The organism is Streptomyces sp. NPDC001941 (genome assembly GCF_040296945.1).
Classification (GTDB): domain Bacteria; phylum Actinomycetota; class Actinomycetes; order Streptomycetales; family Streptomycetaceae; genus Streptomyces.
The window spans coordinates 348,151-368,200 of record NZ_JBEOYE010000001.1; the positions used below are offsets into that span (position 1 = coordinate 348,151).

A 20,050-nucleotide genomic window follows, 5' to 3' on the forward strand; every position below is an offset into this window, starting at 1 on the left:
GCATGAGCGACGAGGTCGATCCCGATGAAGTGAATCCGCTGCAAGCGTTCGGGCGTGACGTGGCGGAACTGCGCACCGCCCGGCGCATGACGATGAAGGCGTTGGGTCTGGCGACGGGATACAGCGAGTCGTACGTGAGCAAGGTGGAGGCCGGCCGGATCAAGCCGAGCGCGCGCTTCGTGGAGAAGTGCGACTTCGTCTTCGGTACGGGAGGCATGATCGGGCGTACCTATCGCCGGATGATCGACGGGGTGTCGCCGACGTGGTTGGCGCCGTACCTGTCTCTGGAAAAGGAGGCGCTGAAGGTCAGTAGCTACTCGCCGCTCTTCCTGACCGGACTGGTGCAGACACCGGCCTATGCCGAGGCGGCCTTCAGGGGTACGCACCCGCATGAGCCCCCCGGACAGATTGCTGAACGCGTGGCTGAGCGCATGAAGCGCCGCGCCATCCTGGAGCGCCCCATGCCCGCGCTGTTGTGGCTCGTCGCCCATGAAGCGGCGTTGCGCATGGTCGTCGGATCACGCGCTGTCATGGCCGAACAGCTCGACTACCTCCTTGAACTGGCGGCGACCCCACACGTGACGGTGCAGGTGTACCCGTTTCGGGCCGCTGTTCCGATGTCCGGCCTTCCATTTATCCTGCTGTGTATGGGCGGGGGGATCCGGTACAAGTACGCGGAGGCCGCTGGTCGTGGGTTCACGAGTGATGCCGCAGAGGACGTCGACCACTTGACGTCCATGTTCAACCGGCTGTGTGCGGAAGCGGAGTCGCCCGCTCGGTCCGTACGCCTGATTGCCGAGGTTCTTGAGGAGTACCGAGCGTGAGCAACACCCGTTCACCAGGGGCGATATGGGTCAAGTCGAGCTACAGCGACGGCGGGGGCGAATGCGTCGAGTGGGCGCCGTTCTCCGCCGCCGTGGGCACGGTGCCCATTCGCGACTCGAAGCGTCCTGGAGGGCCGCGTCTTGAGCTGAGCGTTCATGCCTGGACGGTATTCGTCGGTGGCCTCAAGGACTGATCACCCGCAATCGCAAGATTCCATGTCCGCACTAGCTGAGGAGTGACGCACATGAGCACCACCCGTGACCAGAGCACGCGCTGGATCAAGTCCACCCACAGCGACGGCCAAGGCGGCGAATGCGTCGAGTGGGCCCCCTCTCTGTCCGCCGCCGGGTCCGTCCCCGTCCGCGACTCCAAGCGTCCCGGCGGCCCCCGTCTCCACCTCACCCCCCACGCCTGGACCACGTTCGTCACCGCCCTGAAGCGGTGACCGCCGGCCTTCGCCGCCCCCGGCCCCGGGCGGCGAAGGCCCCGTACCACCCCGCACCCCCGTAGGGGGCACCGTCGGCCCGGAGTCGCCATGGCTCACCGGCACCACCTCACCCCCGCCACCCTCCACGCCCTCGAAGCCACCTTCGACGACCTCGCCACCCGCTACCCCGTCGACCCGCCCCAGGCCCTCCTGGTCCGCGTCCGGAGTCAGGCCGGCCACGTCCACCGGCTCCTCGGCGCGCGCATGACCCTCGCCGAGCACCGGCGCCTCCTGGTCGTCGGGGGCTGGCTCCAGCTCCTCGGCGCCACGCTCCACGTCGACCTCGGCCAGGAGCACGCCGCCGTCGCCCGGTTGCGGGCCGCCGAGGCGCTCGGGCGGGAGGTCGGGCACCCCGAGATCACCGCGTGGTGCCACGAGACCGGCGCCTGGCAGCTGCTGGTCCGCGGCGAGTACGAGCGGGCGCGCGAACTCTCCCGTACCGCCCGGGCGTTCGCCCCCGTCGGGTCCTCCGTCGCCATCCAGGCCGCCGCCCAGGAGGGGCGGGCCAGTGCCCGGCTCCGGGACGCCGCGGCCACCTACGCCGCCATCCAGCGGGTGCACCGCCTCGCCGGTGCGCTGGAGCCGCGCAAGGGCCTTGAGCACCACTACCAGTACGACCCGGGCAAGTCCCTCTCGTACACCGCCACCACCCTCGCCTGGCTCGGCGATCCGGCGGCGGAGTCGTACGCGCGTGAAGTGATCGCCCTCCTGGGGCCCGGTGACGACGTGCGGCGGTGGCCGCGCCGGGTCGCGACCGCCCACCTCGACCTGGCCCTCACCCTCCTCGGTGGCGACCGGCTCGACGAGGCCTGCGCCGCCGCGCAGCAGGCCGTGCTCTCCGGGCGGATCGTCCCCTCGAACCACTGGCGCGCCCTCGAAGTCGTACGCGCCGTCGAGGCCCGCCGGCTCCCCGAAGCCCCCGGCCTGCGTGAGGCCTACCAGGCGCTGCACCCCGCCGCCGGACTTCGGTGAGCTCAGCAGTCGCGCGGGCCCACCCGGCTCCACCGCCTCCTGCGGGTCCGGGTTTCCCGTTCCTCGGCGGGCCCGTCCGGTTCCGCCCCGCCGCCCACCGGGAGCTCCGTACGGACCTCGAAGCCCCCGCGGTCCAGCGGTACCGCCTCCAGCGTGCCGCCCGCCGTCGCCACCCGTTCCCGCAGGCCCCGCAGCCCGTTCCCCGGCTCCGCGGCCCCCGGGCCCCTCCCGTCGTCCGTGACCGTCAGGCGCACCCGCTCCGGGCCGCCCGTCACCGCGATCACGCACCGCGTCGCGCCCGCGTGGCGCACGACGTTGGTCACCGACTCCCGCACCACCCAGCTCAGCAGCGCCTCCGCCTGGGGCTCCAGGGGCGGGCCCGACTGGCGGACCACCGGGTCCACGCCCGCGCTGGTCAGGATCGAGCGGGCCCGGTCCAGTTCCGTGCCCAGGCTGCCCTCGCGGTAGCCCGTCACCGCCTCCCGGATCTCGGTGAGCGCCTGGCGGCCCACCGACTCGATGTCCGCGACCTGGCCCAGCGCCGCGTCCAGGTCGCGCGGCGCCAGCCTGCGCGCCGCCTCCGACTTGACCACGACCACCGACAGCGTGTGGCCCAGCAGGTCGTGCAGGTCGCGGGAGAAGCGCAGCCGCTCCTTCTCCACCGCCGCGCGGGCCAGTTCCTCCTTGGTCTCGCGCAGTTCGCGCACCGTCTCGGACAGGGCGAGCAGCGCCGCCGTCACCATCGAGGAGATGAACGTGCCGTACGCGATGTTGATCGCGTCCCAGCCGTCCCGCCACGCCCCGGTCGCCGCCGCCAGGAGGCAGAGCGGGAAGACCACCCTCGGCAGCATGCGGCCGCGCAGCACCGAGCCGACCGCCAGGCCGAGGAGCGCGAAGAAGGTCAGCCAGTCGCCGCCGTACCCGGCCGCCAGCCCGAAGGTCACCGCGCCGAGCGCGCCCAGCAGCCACAGGGTGGCCCTGGACTCCCGCTTCTTCTTGTCGAAGGCCCTGAACACCACGGAGATGTAGAGGGAGTTGAAGGCCAGCAGGCCCAGGCCGCCGATCAGCGGGTTCGGCGTCTCGCCCTGGAGCAGGTTGGAGAACGCCCCCATCCCCATCAGCAGCCACGGCAGCATCGCGAAGCCGTTCGGCGGGACGCCCTGCTCGGGGGCCGGGCCCTCGCCGCGCCGGCGGCGGGCCTTCTGCTCCGCCCGCCACTCGGCCCGGCGCCGCGGCCACTCCTTCTTCTGCTCCGCCTGCGCGGTGCGCAGCTCGGCCCACCGCGCGCGCCAGCCCTGCTTCATGAACCCGCTCCGTTCCCCGCGGCCCGTCACGTCCTGGCCCCCGTCACGCCGTCCCGTTCCCCGTCACGCCGTCCTGGCCGACCGACGGTACGAGACCACGGCGTACCCGCCGAACACCAGGCCCCAGCCCGCCAGCACCGCCACCGCCGCGCCGCCCGGCGCGCCGCTGTCCGCCAGCGCCCGGCCGACCTCCGCGAAGCCGTACGTGGGCGTGTACTCGGCGACCGCCCGCAGCCAGCCGGGGAACAGCTCCAGCGGGAACCACAGGCCGCCCACCACCGCGAGGCCCAGGTTGCACGCCACGTTGACCACCCCCGTCGTCTGGGCGGTGAGGCGGTAGCCGTTGCCCAGGCCGAGCAGGGTGAAGGGCAGCGAGCCGAGCCAGAGCGCCAGCGCCACCACCGCCCAGTGCCAGGGCGCGAGGCGCACCCCGTTGACCAGGGCGCCCGCCGCGAGGACCGCCGTGATCGCGGGCAGCACCACCACCGAGCCGGTCAGCGCCCGGCCGACCACCACCTGGCGCGGGCTCATCGGGGTGATCCTCAACTGCCGCAGCCAGCCGAGGGACTTGTCCTCCGCGACGCCGTTCCCGGTGGACAGCGCGGCGCCCAGCGCGCCGTACGCGGCCATGCCGACCATGGACGCGGTCTTCCACGCGCCGCCGTCCGACCCGTCGGCGCCCAGGTTGGTGAAGAGCAGGTACATCAGGACCGGCATGCCGACGCCGAAGATGACGAACCCGGGGTCGCGCAGCGCGCGCCGCACCTCCAGGCGTACGTACGCGGTGATCATCGGGCCGTCTCCAGTTCGTGGGTGGGGGAGGAGGAAGGGGAGGTGAGGGCCAGGAACGCGTCCTCCAGGGAGACCGGCGCCACCTCCAGGCGCCGCACCGCCCCGAGCCCCGCCAGCGCCACGATCGTCGCGTCGGAGTCCTCGGTGCGCAGTCGGGCGCGGTCGCCCCGCACCTCGACCGCGACCACGCCGGGCAGCCGGGGCAGGTCCCCGGTCGGGCGGCCCGCGAGGTCGAAGGAGACCAGGCTGCCGCCGGCCGCGCGCTTCAGCTCCTCGCCGGTGCCGTCGGCGAGGATCCGGCCCCGGTCGATGACCACGATCCGGTCGGCGTGCTCGTCGGCCTCCTCCAGGTAGTGGGTGGAGAAGAGCACGGTGTTGCCGCGCCGGGCGTAGGCGCGCATCGAGGCCCAGAACGCCTGGCGCGCCTCCACGTCCAGCGCGGCCGTCGGCTCGTCCAGCACGATCAGCTCGGGCGCCCCGGCCAGGGCCACGGCGAACCGCACCCGCTGGACCTGGCCGCCGGAGAGCCGGTCCGCGCGGCGGTCCGCGTGCTCGGCGATCCCCGCGAGCCGCAGCGCCTCGTCGACGTCCAGCGGCGCGGGGTAGGTGCGGGCCACGAAGGAGACCAGCTCGCGCACGGTGACGCGGGGGACCGGGCGGCCCTCCTGGAGCATGGCGCCGACCCGGCCCGCGCCGACGGCCCGGGCGGGGGGCCCGCCGAACAGCTCGACCCGGCCGGTGTCGGGCGCGTCCAGGCCGAGGAGCAGGGAGAGGGTGGTCGACTTGCCCGCGCCGTTGCGGCCGAGCAGCGCGACGGTCTCGCCGCGCCGCAGCGTCAGGTCGATCCCGGCCAACGCCCGCACGGAGCCGAAGGACTTGGCGACCCCGTCGAAGTGGACTGCTGTCTGCGTCATGTCCCCGACGGTACGGAGGACGGGGGCCGCCCCGGCAGATGCGCATGTACGGACCCGGCGGTGACAAATGTCCTGGGCGCCCGGGCGGTGAACGGGCAAGTCAGCGACCGGGAAGGCGATCTGACGTTCCGTCAGCAGCCTTCACAACCACCCCGGGGTGCGTTATACATAGTGCCCACCGGCCCTAGAACGCGTTCTAGAACGAGCGAGGGACGCGGCCGACGGGACCGGCCCCGTACGACCTCGGCGCGTCCGACGGTGCGGACGGCCGCGCCGAGGTCTTCCACTCCTCACGGACGCCCCCAAGGAGCTGCTGCCCATGCCCATCGATGCCGCCAAGGCCGTCGCCGCCGAGCCCCGCAGCGCCGAGATCGCCTGGGACCACAAGGACGTCCAGCTCTACCACCTCGGCGTCGGCGCGGGCGTCCCCGCGACCGACCCCGACGAACTGCGCTACACCCTGGAGTCCAGGCTCCACGTCCTGCCCAGCTTCGCCACCGTCGCGGGCGCCGGCATGGGCGTCGTCGGCGGGCTCTCCGCACCCGGCGTCGAGATCAACCTGGCCTCCGTGCTGCACGGCGGCCAGAGCGTCACCCTGCACCGCCCCATCCCCGTCAGGGGCCGCGCGGTGTCCAGTTCGCGGGTGGCCGCCGTCTACGACAAGGGCAAGGCCGCCGTCCTGGTGCTCCGCACCGAGGCGTCCGACGACGACGGACCGCTGTGGACGAGCGACGCCCAGATCTTCGTGCGCGGGGAGGGCGGCTTCGGCGGCGAGCGCGGGCCCTCCGTGCGCACCGAACTGCCCGACCGCGACCCGGACCGCACCGTCGAGCGCCCCGTGCGCGAGGACCAGGCCCTGCTCTACCGGCTCTCCGGCGACTGGAACCCGCTGCACGCCGACCCGGAGTTCGCCAAGCTCGCGGGCTTCGACCGGCCGATCCTGCACGGCCTGTGCTCGTACGGGATCACCCTCAAGGCGGTGGTCGACACCCTGCTCGACGGCGACGTCACCCGCGTCCGCTCCTACGGCACCCGCTTCGCCGGGATCGTCTTCCCCGGCGAGACCCTGCGGGTGCGGATGTGGCGGGGCGACGGCCGGATCCAGGTGGCGGTGACGGCCGTGGAACGGGACGACGCCCCGGTCCTCGCCGACACGCTCGTCACGTACGCGTAGCCCGCGGCCCCGACCCGTAAGCCCGCACCCGCAGTCCGCACCCGCACGTACCACCCGCACCCGCACTCGCACGCCCGCGCGGGTCCGCACCCGCAGCCCCACTCCCGTACCCGCCCCAGCACTCCACTCCCGGAGGGAGCCGCACCATGCGCGCAGCCGTACTGCACGAGACCGGTCAGGACAAGCTCGAAGTGCACGACGACGTCGAGGCCGTGGGCTTCGGACCGGGCAAGGTGAAGATCAGGGTACGGGCCACCGGGCTGTGCCACTCCGACGTCTCCGCGATGAACGGCACGCTCCCGCAGCCCGCCCCCTTCGTCCCCGGCCACGAGGGCGCCGGGGAGATCGTGGACGTCGGCGACGGCGTCACCGGTCTGAGCGCGGGCGACCGGGTCCTGGTGTGCTGGCTGCCCGCCTGCGGCGTCTGTCCGTCCTGCAAGCGCGGCCAGTCCCAGCTCTGCCTGGCCGGGTTCATGAACGCGGGCGTGCCCAACTTCAAGCGGCCCGGCGGCGACGTCTTCGGCTTCGCCGGGACCGGCACCTTCGTCGAGGAGGTCGTGGTGGACGCCGGGTGCGCCGTTCCGATCCCCGAGGACGTGCCCTTCGACATCGCCGCGCTGATCGGCTGCGGCGTCACCACCGGGCTCGGCGCGGCCGTCAACACCGCCAAGGTGGAGCCCGGTTCGTCGGTCGCCGTGATCGGCTGCGGCGGTGTCGGCATCTCCGCGATCCAGGGCGCCCGGCTGATGGGCGCGGCACAGATCGTGGCCGTGGACCCGGTGGCCTCGCGGCGCGAGGCGGCGCTGGGCTTCGGGGCCACCGAGGCGGTCGCCCCGGACGCGCTGGGCGACGCCAAGCAGCGCATCACCGCGGGCGAGGGCTTCGACTACGTCTTCGAGGTCGTCGGCAAGTCCGCCACCGCCCGCACCGCCTACGAGACCACCCGGCGCGGCGGCACCCTGTGCATCGTCGGCGCGGGCGCCATGGACGACAACCTCCAGCTCAACATGTTCGAGCTGTTCTTCGACGAGAAGCGCATCCTGCCGTCCATGTACGGCGGCGGCGACGTGCTGCGGTCCTACGAGCGGGCCATCGCGCTGTGGCGCGCGGGCCGCATCGACCTCGCGTCGCTCATCACCCACCGGGTGCCGCTGGCGGACGTCAACGAGGCGCTGGACCAGATGCGCACGGGCGTCGCGCTGCGCACGTGCATCGAGATCTGAGAGGACCCGCATGTCACTCCCCCTGGAGGGCCTGAGCGCGATCGTCACCGGCGCGGGCCGGGGCCTGGGCCGCGCCGAGGCGCTCGAACTGGCCCGGCTCGGCGCGTCCGTGGTCGTCAACGACTACGGGCAGCCCGGCCGCGACGGCTCCGGCGAGGCCTCGGCCGCACCCGCCGAGGAGGTCGCCGCCGAGATCGTGGCGGCGGGCGGGCAGGCGGTCGCGCACCTGGGCGACGTCGCCGACGCCGACTCCGCCCGCGCCCTGGTGGACCTGGCGGTGAGCACGTACGGGAAGCTCGACGTCCTGGTCAACAACGCGGGCATCCTGCGCGACCGGATGGTCTTCTCGATGAGCGAGGACGAGTGGGACTCGGTGATACGGGTCCACCTCAAGGGCCACTTCAACACCACGCACCACGCGGCCGTGCACTGGCGCGAGCGCTCCAAGGCGGCGGGCGGCCCGGTCTACGGCCGCATCGTCAACACCTCGTCGGAGGCGTTCCTCGCGGGCTCGGCCGGGCAGCCCAACTACGCGGCGGCCAAGGGCGGCATCGTCGGCCTGACCACCTCGACGGCCCTGGCGCTCGGCAAGTACGGGGTCACCGCCAACGCGATCTGCCCGCGCGCCAGGACCCGGATGACCGAGGACGTCTTCGCGGGCTTCGCCGAACCGGCGGCGGGGCAGCTCGACGCCCTGGCGCCGGAGCACGTCTCCCCGCTGGTCGGCTACCTGGCCTCACCGGCGGCGGCCCGGGTCAACGGCCAGCTCCTGGTGGTGCACGGCGGGATGGTCGCGGTGGTCGAACGGCCCAGGGTGGCCGCGAAGTTCGACACCAAGCAGGACGCGTTCACGTACGACGAACTGGACGGCCTGCTCTCCCCGTACTACGAGGGCCGGCCGGAGAAGGAGACCTTCGCGGCGGCGGAGGTCCTGGGACTCAAGCACGGGTCCTGAGCGACGGGAACGCGCGAGGGGCGGGGCCACTTCGGCCCCGCCCCTCCTCTGCGCGCCCTAGGGCGTGTTGCGAAAGTCCCGCCTGCCCCGCGACGCCTGGCACGCACGCTCGCTGCGTTGTCGGGATCATCCAAGTACGTCCAGTACGAGGATGACCCTCCGCCTTGCGAGCGCACGCACCAGACGCCGCGGGGCCCGCCCTCCGGGCGGACGGCGCTACTTTCGCAACACGCCCTAGTCGGACTCGCTGTCCCGCCGATGCCGCCCGTGCGGCGCGGACGCGGCGTCCTCCGCCGCTGCGGGTCCCCGGTGCCTGCCGGGTCCGTCGGTCTGCACGGACTCGGTGCTGCTCTCGGACATGTGAAACGTCACCCCGTGGTCGATCGCTTACCAGTGCGGCCGGAGAGTCTAGTCACCCCTCCCGCGCGGCCGCTCACCCCCGTCCGGCCAGCGGCGCCTGGCCCAGCGGGACCGGCTTCGCGGCGGGCGCGGGCATCGGCGCCACCCGCACCACCGGCGGCGGCTCCGGCATCGCCAGGCGGGCCACCCCGGCCCCCAGCCCGTCGATCGCCCAGGGCAGCCGCAGCTCGCCGTCCCGGCTCCACACCCCGGCCCCCGCCAGCCACCCCTCGGGCGGCGCCAGCTGGTGCAGCACCCGCTCGGCCGGCCGCCACAGCCCCACCCAGCTGCCCGTCGCCCCGTCGATCCGCAGGGCCACCGCGCAGCCCTCCGGCGTCAGCGTCTGCCCCGGCTGCACCGCGAACGGCGTCAGCTCCACGCCGGGCGGGCGCAGGCACTCCGGGAAGCGCACCGGCAGCGTCGAGCCCAGCACGCCCCAGCCGAGCCGCTCGTGCCCGGGCGCGTCCGAGCGCAGCATCAGCAGGCCGCTCTCCGGGTCCGCGAGCAGCAGCCGGTCGTCGCTGTCCTCGGCGATCTGCAGCAGCGGCGTGACCTCGCCGCCCCGCTCCAGGTCGACGGCGACGGCCTTCACCGGGCCGTCGTCCACCTGGCGGTCCAGGGCGAGCATCCGTCCCGTACGGTCCAGCCAGACCCCGCCCGTGCAGCGGCCCTTCACGTCCGCGACGTGCTCGGGGCCGAAGGCGCCGCCCGCCACCAGCCAGATCGCCGTCGCGTGCACGCCGCCCACCAGCGCGTACGCGCAGGCGCCCTGCGGCGAGGGCGGCAGCAGCCGGACGTCGGCGGCCTCGATGCCGCCCAGCGGCAGGTCCCCGGTGGCCGGTCCGGTCGGGTAGAGCAGGGAGAACAGCACCCGGCCGTCCGCCCGCCGCGCGATCAGCACCCGGCCGTCCGCCAGCGGCAGCACCTGGGCGTCCGGCTCCTCCGGCTGCCCGGCGGGCAGCGGCACGGTGTAGGCCTCCGGGCCGTCCAGCGTCCACCGCTGCGGGTACAGGGCCTGGCCGTCGCCGGCGAGGCGGACCGCGTAGGCGCCGTCCGCCGTGATCGTGAGCCCCGCTCTTCGTGCCGTACCGCCGTCCCCAGCGGCGGGTTCGATGGCACACGCTGTCATCGACTCGTCACCTCCGGCGACGAAGCTAGTTTTCGCGCTTCCGGCCGGACAACAAGAGACCCGCCTCTTCACACATAAGGGTGGCCGCGCCGGGATTCTCCTGAAGTGACCGGTCCCGTTGTGCTGACGGGGCGGTCGGGACGGACGGGGAGGCCGGCACCGCCCCGTACCGGTGCGACAACGGCGTGGTGGGCCCGGCACGCCGGGCAGGTAGCCTTTCCCCGTGCCCCGTCTGTCTGAAGTCATCGCCGAGCTCGACGCCCTCTGGCCCCCCGAGCGGGCCGAGGCGTGGGACGCCGTGGGCACCGTCTGCGGCGACCCCGACGCCGAGGTCAGCGGCGTGCTCTTCGCCGTCGACCCGGTCCAGGAGATCGCCGACGAGGCGGTGGCCCTCGGCGCCGACCTGGTCGTCACCCACCACCCGCTCTACCTGCGGGGTACGACGACGGTGGCCGCCGGCCACTTCAAGGGCCGTGTCGTGCACACCCTGATCAAGAACGACGTCGCCCTGCACGTCGCGCACACCAACGCCGACACCGCCGACCCCGGCGTCTCCGACGCCCTCGCCGGAGCCCTCGGCCTGCGCGTCACCGGGCCCCTGGTCCCGGAGAACGGGCTCGGCCGGATCTGCGAGCTCGACGCCCCCGAGACCCTGGCCGACTTCGCCCGCCGCGCCGCCGCACGGCTGCCCGCCACCGCGCAGGGCGTCCGACTGGCCGGCGACCCCGGCGCCACCGTCCGCCGCGTCGCCGTCAGCGGCGGCTCCGGCGACAGCCTCTTCGACGCGGTGCGGGCGGCGGGCGTCGACGCCTTCCTCACCGCCGACCTGCGCCACCACCCGGTGTCCGAGGCCACCCAGGCCTCGCCGCTCGGCCTCGTCGACGCCGCGCACTGGGCCACCGAATGGCCCTGGTGCGAGCTGGCCGCCGCCCAGCTCGACGCGATCTCCGACCGCCACGGCTGGGACCTGCGCGTCCACGTCTCGAAGACGGTCACCGACCCCTGGTCCTCCCACGAATCCTCTGGAGCCCCCAACTGAACGCCGCGCCCGCCGACCAGATCCGCCTCCTCGACGTCCAGGCCCTCGACGTGCGCCTGTCGCAGCTCGCCCACAAGCGCACGTCCCTGCCCGAGCACACCGAGATCGAGTCGCTGAACAAGGACCTCACCCAGCTGCGCGACCTGCTGGTGGCCGCGCAGACCGAGGAGAGCGACTGCGCCCGCGAGCAGACCAAGGCCGAGCAGGACGTGGACCAGGTGCGCCAGCGCGCCGCCCGCGACCAGCAGCGCCTGGACTCCGGCGCGGTCACCTCGCCCAAGGACCTGGAGAACCTCCAGAAGGAGATCGTCTCCCTCGCCAAGCGCCAGGGTGACCTGGAGGACGTCGTCCTGGAGGTCATGGAGCGCCGCGAGTCCGCCACCGAGCGGGTCGCCGAGCTGACCGGCCGCACCGACGCCGTCCAGGCCAAGGCCGACGACGCCACCGCCCGCCGCGACACCGCCGAGGCGCAGCTGGACGCCGAGTCCGCCAGTGTCTCCAAGGAGCGCGCCGTCGTCGCCGGGTCCGTCCCGGCCGACCTGCTGAAGCTGTACGAGAAGCTGCGCGGGCAGCAGGGCGGCGTGGGCGCGGCCCGGCTGTACCAGCGCCGCTGCGAGGGCTGCCACATCGAGCTGAACATCACCGAGGTCAACGAGGTGCGCGCGGCCGCCGCCGACGCCGTGCTGCGCTGCGAGAACTGCCGCCGGATCCTGGTGCGCACCTCGGAGTCGGGCCTGTAATGAGGGAGCTGATCGTCGAGGCCGACGGCGGCTCCCGGGGCAACCCGGGCCCCGCCGGCTACGGCGCGGTCGTCATCGACCCGGCGACGGGGGAGACCCTCGCGGAGCGGGCCGAGTTCATCGGCGTCGCGACGAACAACGTGGCGGAGTACCGGGGCCTGGTGGCGGGTCTCTCCGCCGCCCGCGAGCTGGACCCGGACGCCTCCGTGCACGTGCGGATGGACTCCAAGCTGGTCGTCGAGCAGATGTCCGGCCGCTGGAAGATCAAGCACCCGGACATGAAGCCGCTGGCCGCCGAGGCGGCCCGGGTCCTGCCGGCCGCGCGGGTGCGCTACGAGTGGATACCGCGCGAGCGCAACAAGCACGCGGACCGGCTCGCCAACGAGGCGATGGACGCGGGCAAGCGCGGCGAGCAGTGGTCGCCGTCCGCCTCCACGGCCGACCTGGACACCAGCGCCGACGCGCGCGCGGCCCGGGTGGTCGGCGACGCGGCGGCCGGTGCGGCGAAGGCCCGCGCGGCCCTCGCGGGCGCCCGCCCCGAGGCGGCGGAGGCCGCCGACCTGGCCCGCGCGGCGCTCGCCGGAGTGGGCGGCGCGGCGGGGGCCGCCGCGACGGCGGCACTGGCGATGACGGTGGACGAGCGGCCCCAGGAGCCGGAGCGGCCCGCCGCCCCGTCCGTCGGCTGGGGCAGCGCGGCCGACCTCGGCGCGCCCGCCACCTTCGTCCTGCTGCGGCACGGCGAGACCGCGCTCACCCCGCAGAAGCGCTTCTCCGGCAGCGGCGGCACCGACCCCGAGCTGTCGCCCGCGGGGCTCCGCCAGGCCGAGGCGGCCGCCGCCGCGCTGGCCGCCCGGGGGACCGTCCAGGAGGTCGTCAGCTCGCCGCTGCTGCGCTGCCGCCAGACCGCCCAGGCGGTCGGCGACCGGCTCGGCCTGCCGGTGCGGATCGACGAGGGCCTGCGCGAGACGGACTTCGGCGCCTGGGAGGGCCTGACCTTCGGCGAGGTCCGCGAGCGCCACCCGGAGGACATGGCCGCCTGGCTGGCCTCCCCGGACGCGCGGCCGACCGGTGGCGGCGAGAGCTTCGAGGAGGTGGCGGTACGGGTCGCGGCGGCCCGCGACCGCCTCGCCGCCGAGTTCGCCGGGCGCACGGTGCTCCTGGTGACGCACGTGACGCCGGTGAAGACGCTCGTACGGCTGGCGCTGGGCGCGCCGCCCGAGTCGCTGTTCCGGATGGAGCTGTCGGCTGCGTCGCTGTCGGCGATCGCGTACTACCGCGACGGCAACGCGTCCCTGCGCCTGCTGAACGACACCTCGCACCTGCGCTGACGGCTGTGGGTACCTCCGGGTACTACGACGAAGGGGCCGGGCGGCTTGCGGGCCGCCCGGCCCCTTCGCGTACCGCCGCACTACTTCACGCGGCCGCCGGCCCTACAGGCTGCGGCGACGGTTGCGGAACACCAGCGCGCCACCGGCCGAGACCAGCGCGGCCGCGGCGGCGCCCAGCATCCCGAGCGAACCGCCCGAGGTGCCCGTCTCCGCCAGCTCCGTGCCGTGGCCGCCCTCGTGGCCGCCCTCGTCCATGGCCGGGACCGGGGCGCCGGGCAGACCCGGGACGCCCGGCTCGTCGGCCGAGACCGGGACCTCGGGCAGGCCCGGGACGTCCGGGGTCTGCGGACCCTGCGGCTCGTCCGGGCTGACCGGGACGTCCGGCTCGGACGGCGCGTCCGGCTCGATGTCCGGCTCGTCCGGGGTCACCGGGGCGTCGGGGTTCTCCGGGGTGAGGACCGGCGGGGTGCCGGGCTCGTCCGGGGTGGCCGGGACGTCCGGGGTGCCCGGCTGGTCCGGCGTCGCGGGGGTGTCCGGCGTACCGGGCTCGTCCGGGGTCGCGGGGACGTCCGGGGTGTCGGGCGTCTCCGGCGTACCGGGCTCGTCCGGCGTGGCGGGGGTGTCCGGGGTGCCGGGCTCGTCCGGGGTGGCCGGGACGTCGGGGGTGCCGGGCTCGTCCGGGGTCGCCGGGGTGTCCGGGGTGTCGGGCGTCTCGGGGGTGCCCGGCTCGTCGGGGGCGGCCGGGGGCTCCAGGACCTCCGGGGGGCTGTCCGGGGTGTCGACCTGCGGCGGGAGCTGCGGCTCGTCCGGGGTGGCCGGGGGCTCCAGGACCTCCGGCGGGGAGTCCGGGGTGTCGACCTGCGGGGGCAGCTGCGGCTCGTCCGGGGTGACCGGCGGCATCGGGACCGTCGGGACCTCGGGGACCTCCGGGACCGGCACCTCGGGGACGTGGATCTCGGGGATCTCCGGGACGTGGATCTCCGGGACCTCGGGGATGTCCGGGACGTCCGGGACCTCGGGCGCCTCGGGGGCCTGCGGCTCCTCGGGCAGCTCGGGCTCGTCCGGGGCCGCCGGGACCTCGGGGATCTCCACGTGCGGCTCGTCGACGTCCGGGACCTCGATCTGGACGCGGGTCTCGGGGATCTCCGGGATGTCGATGTCGACCCACGGCTCGCCGACCTCGGGGAAGTCCACCTGGAGGGTGTCGTCCCAGTGGCCCGGGCACTGCGGCTTGGGCTTCGGCTTGTGGCAGACCGGCTTGGGCTCCGGCTGCGGCTGGGGGCAGGTCTTCGGGCAGGAGCCGCCGCGCAGTGCGGCGGAGCCGTCGGTCGCGGCACTGGCGGGGGAACCGAGCAGCACGAGGGAGCTCGCGAGAGCTGCCGCCGTGGCCGTCCCGTACAGGGATGAGAGGCGCATGGCGTGATCTTGTGGCGTAAAAGGGCGATAAGCGTCTTTTATGTGTTCGAGTCTTCGCAAGATCCACACGAACGGCCGCGCCCGGGGGAAACCGCGTGCCCCGGGCAACTTCCGTTGCGGGGGGTGGTCCGCGCGGGGTGGGCGGCGAGCGCCGACACGGCCGAATTCCTTGCGGCGGCAGGGGAGTACGGGTCCCGGGGGCCGGCTCGCGAGACCGTCCCGGTCGCCGTCGCGGAGGCTGGACGGGCCCTGGAGGCGGCGGCGTACGGAAGCGACGCGCCCGCGCGGTCCGGCCGGCGGTGCGAGGGGTCCGGTCACGGTCCGGTCGCCGACGCGTGCGCGCGGGCCCCGGGCCGTGCCGCCGCCACCCGGCCCGACGGACCGTCAGGCGGCCGGTGGGCCCGCGGTGATGACGGCCGTCTGACGGGGCGACAGGTGTCCGGAGGTCTCGCGCGTCCACGCCCGAGGATGCGCGCGGTCGGGGGTACGCGGGTGCGGTGGCCGCCGTGGTCGGTCGTGACGCGCTCCTGGTGGGCGCCGAACACGTGCTGCTCTTCGCCGACTTGGCGAACCCGACGGGCAACGCCCACTATCCGCGCCTGGGTTACCGGCCCGTGGCCGACCACGCCTGGCTGGAGTCCGGGCCCGGCTGATCAGGGCCTGAGCGCGGCGGCCTCCCGGGCCAGGGCCTCGACCCGGCCCCAGTCGCGGGCCGCGACGGCGTCCGCCGGGAGCATCCAACTGCCGCCCACGCAGCCCACGTTGGGCAGGGCGAGGTACTCGGGGGCGGACGCGGCGGAGATGCCGCCGGTGGGGCAGAACCGGGCCTGCGGGAGCGGGCCCGCCAGGGACTTGAGGTACGGGGTGCCGCCCGCCGCCTGCGCCGGGAAGAACTTCATCTCGCTCACCCCGCGCTCCAGCAGGGCCACCACCTCGGAGGTGGTGGACACCCCCGGCAGGAAGGGCACGCCGGAGCCCTTCATCGCGTCGAGCAGCCCGTCCGTCCAGCCCGGGCTGACCAGGAAGCGCGCGCCCGCGCCGACCGCGTCGGCCACCTGGGCGGGGGTGATCACCGTGCCCGCGCCGACGACCGCCCCGGGCACCCCGTCCGCGATCGCGCGTATCGCGTCCAGGGCGGCCGGGGTGCGCAGGGTCACCTCGATCGCGGCCAGGCCGCCGGCGACGAGCGCCTGGGCGAGCGGTACGGCGTCGGCGGCGTCGTCGATGACGACGACGGGGACGACGGGGGCGAGGTCGAGGACGGAGCTGCTCATGCGCCCATCCTGCCGGGGGTGCGGCAGATTGCGCAACGGCCGTTGCGCATGCTGCAACGCGATGCCCCGCGTGCTAGTGGATCTCGTCCACCAGCACGTCCAGCGACCACGCCTTCCCGGCCTTGCCCGGGTCCTGCGCCTCCACCGTGTACCGCAGGTCCCGCAGCGCCTCCACCAGCTCCGCCGGACCCGCAGGGGACGTGCCCGACTCCAGCAGGCCGCGCACGATCCGGCCCTTGGTTGCCTTGTTGAAGTGGCTGACCACCTTGCGGGTCGGCGCGTGCAGCACCCGCACCGACGCGGTCCGCCCGGCGACCTCGCCCTTCGGCTTCCAGGCCGCGGTGTACGCGGACGAGCGCAGGTCGAGGACCAGGCCGGAGCCCGCCGCCTCGGGCATCACGTCCGCCATCGGCCCGCGCCAGTACGCGCCCAGCGCGCCCAGGCCCGGCAGCTTCACGCCCATCGAGCAGCGGTAGGAGGGGATCCTGTCGTCCACCCGGACGGCGCCCCACAGCCCGGAGAACACCAGCAGCGACTGCCGGGCCCGCTTGCGGGCCGCGGCGTCCAGGGTGGCCAGGCCCAGCGCGTCGTAGAGGACGCCCGTGTAGACCTCGCCGGCCGGGCGGGCCCCCGCGGTGCGCAGCTCCGCGTTCTTGGCGACCTCGCCGCGCAGGCCCTCGCTGAGCCCCAGCACCTCGCAAGCCTTGTCCTCGTCGGCGGCGCACAGCTCGACCAGCTCGTCCAGGACGGCGGCCCGGGCGTCGGCGAGACCGGGCAGCGACAGCGCCTCCGGCTTGAGCGGGGCGCCCCGCCCCGAAGCGGCCTTGCCCTCCGACGGCGGCAGCAGCACGAGCACAGCGGTTCTCCTTGTGTTCCGTACGGGAAGGGGCGAGGGTCCGGGGTGCGGCCCGGGACCCGGGGCCCGCCGCAAGCCTATGCGCCGACCGCCCCCGCCCCGGCCGCCCCGCCCCTCCCCGCCCAGGCCGCCCCGTCCCCGTACCCCCGCGTCCGCACGACGTGCCGCGCCCGCCGCCGCGGCCTACGCTCGGGGCATGCCACGCCGCCATCTGCACGTCACCGGCGCCCCCGAGGCCCCGCTGCGGGCCGCCCTGGCCGCGGTGCGCGCCGGGCTCGGCGTCCCCGAGTCCTTCCCCGGCGCCGTGCTCGCCGAGGCCGAGGCCGCCGCCAAGGCGCCCCGGCTGCCCGGCGAGGACGCCACCGACCTGCCGCTCTTCACCATCGACCCGCCCACCTCCGTCGACCTGGACCAGGCCATGCACCTGGCCCGGCGCGCCGACGGCGGCTACCGGGTGCACTACGCGATCGCGGACGTCGCCGCGTTCGTCACCCCCGGCGGCGCCCTGGACGCCGAGGCCCACCGCCGGGTGCAGACCCTGTACTTCCCCGACGAGAAGGTGCCGCTGCACCCCACCGTGCTCTCCGAGGGCGCCGCCAGCCTGCTCCCCGGCCAGCCCGCCCCGGCCCTGCTGTGGCGCATCGACCTGGACGCCGAGGGGCGCCGGGTCGCCACCGACGTGCGCCGCGCCCTGGTGCGCAGCCGCGCCAAGCTCGACTACGCGGGCGTGCAGCGGGCCATCGACTCCGGCACCGCCGAGGAGCCGGTGGCCCTGCTGAAGGACATCGGCCTGCTGCGCGAGGCCCTGGAGGTGGAGCGCGGCGGCATCTCGCTGAACGTGCCCGAGCAGGAGATCGTCGAGCGCGGCGGCTCCTACTCCCTGGAGTACCGCGCCCCGCTGCCCGCTGACGGCTGGAACGCCCAGGTCTCGCTGCTCACCGGCATGGCGGCGGCCGACCTGATGACCGCCGCGGGCACCGGCATCCTGCGCACCCTGCCGACCGCCCCCGACGGCGCGGTCGCCCGGCTGCGCCGCAGCGCCAGGGCGCTCGGCGTGGACTGGCCGCACCACGTCCCGTACGCGCAGGTGATCCGCTCGCTCGACCCCCGCGACGGCCGGCACGCCGCGTTCCTCCAAGAGTGCACCACCCTGCTGCGCGGCGCGGGCTACACCGTCTTCACCGACGGCAACGTCCCCGCCGCCACCGTGCACGCCGCCGTCGCCGACGAGTACGCGCACTGCACCGCCCCGCTGCGGCGCCTGGTCGACCGCTACGCGGGCGAGCTGTGCGTGGCGGCCGTCGCGGGCCAGGAGCCCCCGGCCTGGGTGCGCGACGCGCTGGACGCGCTGCCCAAGGAGATGGCCGAGGGCTCGCGGCGCGCCAACTCGGTGGAGCGGGAGTGCGTGGACATCGTCGAGGCGGCCCTGCTGAAGGACCGGATCGGCGAGGTCTTCGACGCGTACGTCGTCGACGTCAAGGAGCGCGAGCCCACCGTCGGCACCGTGCACCTGGAGGAGCCCGCCGTGGTCGCCCGCGTCGAGGGCGGCGAGGCGAGGCTCCCGCTGGGCGAGCGCCTGCGGGTCCGGCTCACCCAGGCCGACCCGGGGACGGCGAAGGTGCGGTTCGCGCCCGCCTGAGCCCCTCGCCGAGCGCGGCCGTGAAGGCCCGGGCGTCGTCCGCGTGGCAGCGGACCGTGTGCACCCGCCGGGTGGCGCCCAGGAGCCCCCGCACGGCCACGGGCTCGCGCAGCCGTACGGTCACCGAGGTCTGCGAGCCCACGGCCAGGTCGAGCACGCCCTCCTGCGCGGGGTGCGTGAACACCAGCTCGTACCTGACCTCCTCCAGCTGCTCCCACGGCACCCGCACGTCCACGTGCGCGGCCTGGCGCAGCCGCACGCCGTCCGCGTCCAGGGTGTGCGGGCGGGTCACCGAGGCGGCGTGCAGGCCGAGGACGAAGAGCACGGTGTACACGTCCAGGACGAGCACGACCGCGTGCAGCACCGGCAGGTTCCGCAGCAGGTACGACATCCCGGCCGTCTCCACCAGGCACACGAACGCGAAGCCGTACATCAGGGCCGCCTGGTCCGCCGCGTGCCCGAAGGCCCGCACCCCCGGGCCGGTGCCGTGGCGGCGCCGGGCGGCCCAGAGGAGCAGGGCGTGCAGCAGGCGCAGCTCGTGCCCGGCCAGCCGCCGCACCCGCTCCGGCACCAGCTCCCGGAGCGCCTCACGGGTGCCCAGGCCGGCCCGCCGCAGCCGCAGCACCATGACGACCTCGGCGACCAGCAGCGCCAGCACCAGCGCCTCGGCGCCGAGGAGCACGCCCCCCGGTATCCGTACGCCCGCCACCACGCACACCACGAGCACCAGTTCCGCGGGCAGCAGGACGTACGCGGCCGCGCGCAGCGCCCGCCTCACCGGTCCCGCCCCCGCTCCGCGGCGATCCGCATCGCCCCGCGCACGGCGGCGGCCTGGGCGGGGGAGAAGTCGGAGAGGAACGGGTCGAGGGCCGCCGGGTCCCACTCGCCAGGACCGGGCAGCAGCTCCTCGGGCAGGCAGGCGGCCAGCGCCCGGGCGGCCCCGTCCACCCGGGGGTCACCGGCCGCCGCGCCCTCCAGGGCGTCGAGCAGCGCGTACACCTCGTGGGTGCGGGCGGCCAGCTCCGGGTCGGCGGTGACCGCCCGCATCGCCCCGATCAGCCGCTCGCGCTCACCGGCCGGGGCGATCGTGTCCAGCAGGGTCAGCAGCTCGCGGTCCCGGGCGGCCATCGGCGAGACGGGCCCGTCGCGCAGGTCGGCGAAGAGCGCGGCCAGCTCGGGGGAGACCGGCCCCTCGGCGGGCAGCCGCCCGTCCCGCGCCTGCCGCAGCAGCCCGTCCAGCCGCGCGCGCCGCTCCCGGATCCGCTCCTCCTGGCGCGCCAGGTCCGCGTCGAGCTCCTCCAGTACGTCGACGAGCTCGCGCCCCTCGTCGTCGGCGAGCACGTCCCGCACCTCGTCCAGGCCGAGCCCCAGCTCGGTCAGCCGCCGGATCCGGGCGAGCAGCACGGCGTCGCGCGTGGAGTAGTCCCGGTACCCGTTGGCGCGCCGCTCGGGCTCGGGCAGCAGGCCCAGGTGGTGGTAGTGCCGCACCGCACGCGAGGTGACCCCGACGAGGGCGGCGATCTCTCCGATCCGCATGCCCCTCAGTAGAAACCCTGACGCTGCGGCAAGGTCAAGCACGGCCGG

At 75.1% G+C, this 20,050-nt stretch carries 21 protein-coding genes and 1 pseudogene; 12 read left to right on the forward strand and 10 right to left on the reverse strand.

Annotated elements, in window-relative coordinates; all coding sequences use genetic code 11:
* The first annotated feature begins 2 nt into the window (after positions 1-2).
* From ABT160_RS01560 to ABT160_RS01575, 4 genes and pseudogenes are all read left to right on the forward strand, one after another.
* The gene (locus ABT160_RS01560) at positions 3-824 is read left to right on the forward strand and encodes a helix-turn-helix domain-containing protein (RefSeq protein WP_351642061.1); all 822 of its coding nucleotides are present in this window, start codon (positions 3-5) and stop codon (positions 822-824) included.
* Entirely contained in the window at positions 821-1,018 is a 198-nt protein-coding gene (locus ABT160_RS01565; RefSeq protein WP_351642063.1) for a DUF397 domain-containing protein, read from the forward strand. Before ABT160_RS01560 ends, ABT160_RS01565 begins: the two co-directional genes overlap by 4 nt.
* 51 nt (positions 1,019-1,069) lie before the next feature.
* Positions 1,070-1,270, forward strand: coding sequence for a DUF397 domain-containing protein (locus tag ABT160_RS01570; protein WP_351642065.1), 201 nt, complete (start codon positions 1,070-1,072; stop codon positions 1,268-1,270).
* Between the two features lie 21 nt (positions 1,271-1,291).
* Positions 1,292-2,284: pseudogene (locus tag ABT160_RS01575) on the forward strand (NsdA family TPR-like regulatory protein); the annotation flags it as partial.
* Positions 2,285-2,286: 2 nt separating this feature from the next.
* On the opposite strand, the gene ABT160_RS01580 reads toward ABT160_RS01575, so the two are convergent.
* The 3 genes from ABT160_RS01580 to ABT160_RS01590 form a co-directional block, all read right to left on the reverse strand.
* Complete coding sequence (locus ABT160_RS01580) at positions 2,287-3,588, reverse strand: sensor histidine kinase (RefSeq protein ID WP_351642069.1); 1,302 nt, start codon at positions 3,586-3,588, stop codon at positions 2,287-2,289.
* A 63-nt stretch (positions 3,589-3,651) separates the two neighbouring features.
* Entirely contained in the window at positions 3,652-4,380 is a 729-nt protein-coding gene (locus ABT160_RS01585; protein WP_502984141.1) for an ABC transporter permease, read from the reverse strand.
* A complete protein-coding gene (locus tag ABT160_RS01590; RefSeq protein WP_351642071.1) occupies positions 4,377-5,294 on the reverse strand; it encodes an ABC transporter ATP-binding protein in 918 nt (305 codons plus the stop codon). The genes ABT160_RS01585 and ABT160_RS01590 overlap by 4 nt, the downstream gene beginning before the upstream one ends.
* Before the next feature lie 319 nt (positions 5,295-5,613).
* On the opposite strand from ABT160_RS01590, the gene chsH3 reads away from it, so the two are divergent.
* The 3 genes from chsH3 to ABT160_RS01605 all read left to right on the forward strand — a co-directional run bounded on the left by chsH3 (position 5,614) and on the right by ABT160_RS01605 (position 8,646).
* The gene (gene chsH3, locus ABT160_RS01595; RefSeq protein ID WP_351642073.1) at positions 5,614-6,468 is read left to right on the forward strand and encodes an enoyl-CoA hydratase ChsH3; all 855 of its coding nucleotides are present in this window, start codon (positions 5,614-5,616) and stop codon (positions 6,466-6,468) included.
* 146 nt (positions 6,469-6,614) lie between these two features.
* Positions 6,615-7,691, forward strand: a complete 1,077-nt coding sequence (locus ABT160_RS01600) for a Zn-dependent alcohol dehydrogenase (RefSeq protein WP_351642075.1) — start codon at positions 6,615-6,617, stop codon at positions 7,689-7,691.
* Between the two features lie 10 nt (positions 7,692-7,701).
* Complete coding sequence (locus ABT160_RS01605) at positions 7,702-8,646, forward strand: 3-oxoacyl-ACP reductase (RefSeq protein ID WP_351642077.1); 945 nt, start codon at positions 7,702-7,704, stop codon at positions 8,644-8,646.
* 234 nt (positions 8,647-8,880) lie between these two features.
* On the opposite strand, the gene ABT160_RS01610 is transcribed toward ABT160_RS01605, so the two are convergent.
* Together ABT160_RS01610 and ABT160_RS01615 are read right to left on the reverse strand one after the other, a co-directional pair.
* Positions 8,881-9,006 (reverse strand): hypothetical protein, encoded by a 126-nt coding sequence (locus ABT160_RS01610; protein ID WP_351642078.1) that lies wholly within the window; start codon positions 9,004-9,006, stop codon positions 8,881-8,883.
* A gap of 73 nt (positions 9,007-9,079) precedes the next feature.
* Positions 9,080-10,174, reverse strand: coding sequence for a hypothetical protein (locus ABT160_RS01615; protein ID WP_351642081.1), 1,095 nt, complete (start codon positions 10,172-10,174; stop codon positions 9,080-9,082).
* A 223-nt stretch (positions 10,175-10,397) separates the two neighbouring features.
* Between ABT160_RS01615 and ABT160_RS01620 the strand changes: the two genes are divergently transcribed.
* The 3 genes from ABT160_RS01620 to ABT160_RS01630 are packed head-to-tail and all read left to right on the forward strand — an operon-like array spanning position 10,398 to position 13,281.
* Positions 10,398-11,213, forward strand: coding sequence for a Nif3-like dinuclear metal center hexameric protein (locus tag ABT160_RS01620; RefSeq protein ID WP_351642083.1), 816 nt, complete (start codon positions 10,398-10,400; stop codon positions 11,211-11,213).
* Positions 11,210-11,953 carry a zinc ribbon domain-containing protein gene (locus ABT160_RS01625; RefSeq protein WP_351642233.1) on the forward strand — a complete coding sequence of 248 codons (744 nt, stop codon included), beginning with the start codon at positions 11,210-11,212 and terminating at the stop codon, positions 11,951-11,953. Before ABT160_RS01620 ends, ABT160_RS01625 begins: the two co-directional genes overlap by 4 nt.
* A complete protein-coding gene (locus ABT160_RS01630) occupies positions 11,953-13,281 on the forward strand; it encodes a bifunctional RNase H/acid phosphatase (protein ID WP_351642085.1) in 1,329 nt (442 codons plus the stop codon). The genes ABT160_RS01625 and ABT160_RS01630 overlap by 1 nt, the downstream gene beginning before the upstream one ends.
* Before the next feature lie 102 nt (positions 13,282-13,383).
* On the opposite strand, the gene ABT160_RS01635 is transcribed toward ABT160_RS01630, so the two are convergent.
* Positions 13,384-14,697, reverse strand: coding sequence for an LPXTG cell wall anchor domain-containing protein (locus tag ABT160_RS01635; RefSeq protein WP_351642088.1), 1,314 nt, complete (start codon positions 14,695-14,697; stop codon positions 13,384-13,386).
* Between the two features lie 497 nt (positions 14,698-15,194).
* Between ABT160_RS01635 and ABT160_RS01640 the strand changes: the two genes are divergently transcribed.
* Positions 15,195-15,350 carry a GNAT family N-acetyltransferase gene (locus ABT160_RS01640; RefSeq protein WP_502984142.1) on the forward strand — a complete coding sequence of 52 codons (156 nt, stop codon included), beginning with the start codon at positions 15,195-15,197 and terminating at the stop codon, positions 15,348-15,350.
* Here ABT160_RS01640 and eda read toward each other — a convergent pair whose 3' ends face one another.
* Both eda and yaaA read right to left on the reverse strand, forming a co-directional pair.
* A complete protein-coding gene (gene eda, locus ABT160_RS01645; protein WP_351642091.1) occupies positions 15,351-15,971 on the reverse strand; it encodes a bifunctional 4-hydroxy-2-oxoglutarate aldolase/2-dehydro-3-deoxy-phosphogluconate aldolase in 621 nt (206 codons plus the stop codon).
* Between the two features lie 73 nt (positions 15,972-16,044).
* Complete coding sequence (gene yaaA, locus ABT160_RS01650) at positions 16,045-16,827, reverse strand: peroxide stress protein YaaA (RefSeq protein WP_351642093.1); 783 nt, start codon at positions 16,825-16,827, stop codon at positions 16,045-16,047.
* A 196-nt stretch (positions 16,828-17,023) separates the two neighbouring features.
* Here yaaA and ABT160_RS01655 point away from each other — a divergent pair, with 196 nt between their 5' ends.
* A complete protein-coding gene (locus ABT160_RS01655) occupies positions 17,024-18,466 on the forward strand; it encodes an RNB domain-containing ribonuclease (RefSeq protein ID WP_351642096.1) in 1,443 nt (480 codons plus the stop codon).
* Here the strand turns inward: ABT160_RS01655 and ABT160_RS01660 are convergent.
* Both ABT160_RS01660 and ABT160_RS01665 read right to left on the reverse strand, forming a co-directional pair.
* Positions 18,417-19,244 carry a hypothetical protein gene (locus tag ABT160_RS01660; protein WP_351642099.1) on the reverse strand — a complete coding sequence of 276 codons (828 nt, stop codon included), beginning with the start codon at positions 19,242-19,244 and terminating at the stop codon, positions 18,417-18,419. The genes ABT160_RS01655 and ABT160_RS01660 overlap by 50 nt on opposite strands.
* Positions 19,241-20,002, reverse strand: a complete 762-nt coding sequence (locus ABT160_RS01665; RefSeq protein WP_351642102.1) for a MerR family transcriptional regulator — start codon at positions 20,000-20,002, stop codon at positions 19,241-19,243. The genes ABT160_RS01660 and ABT160_RS01665 overlap by 4 nt, the downstream gene beginning before the upstream one ends.
* Positions 20,003-20,050: the final 48 nt, after the last annotated feature.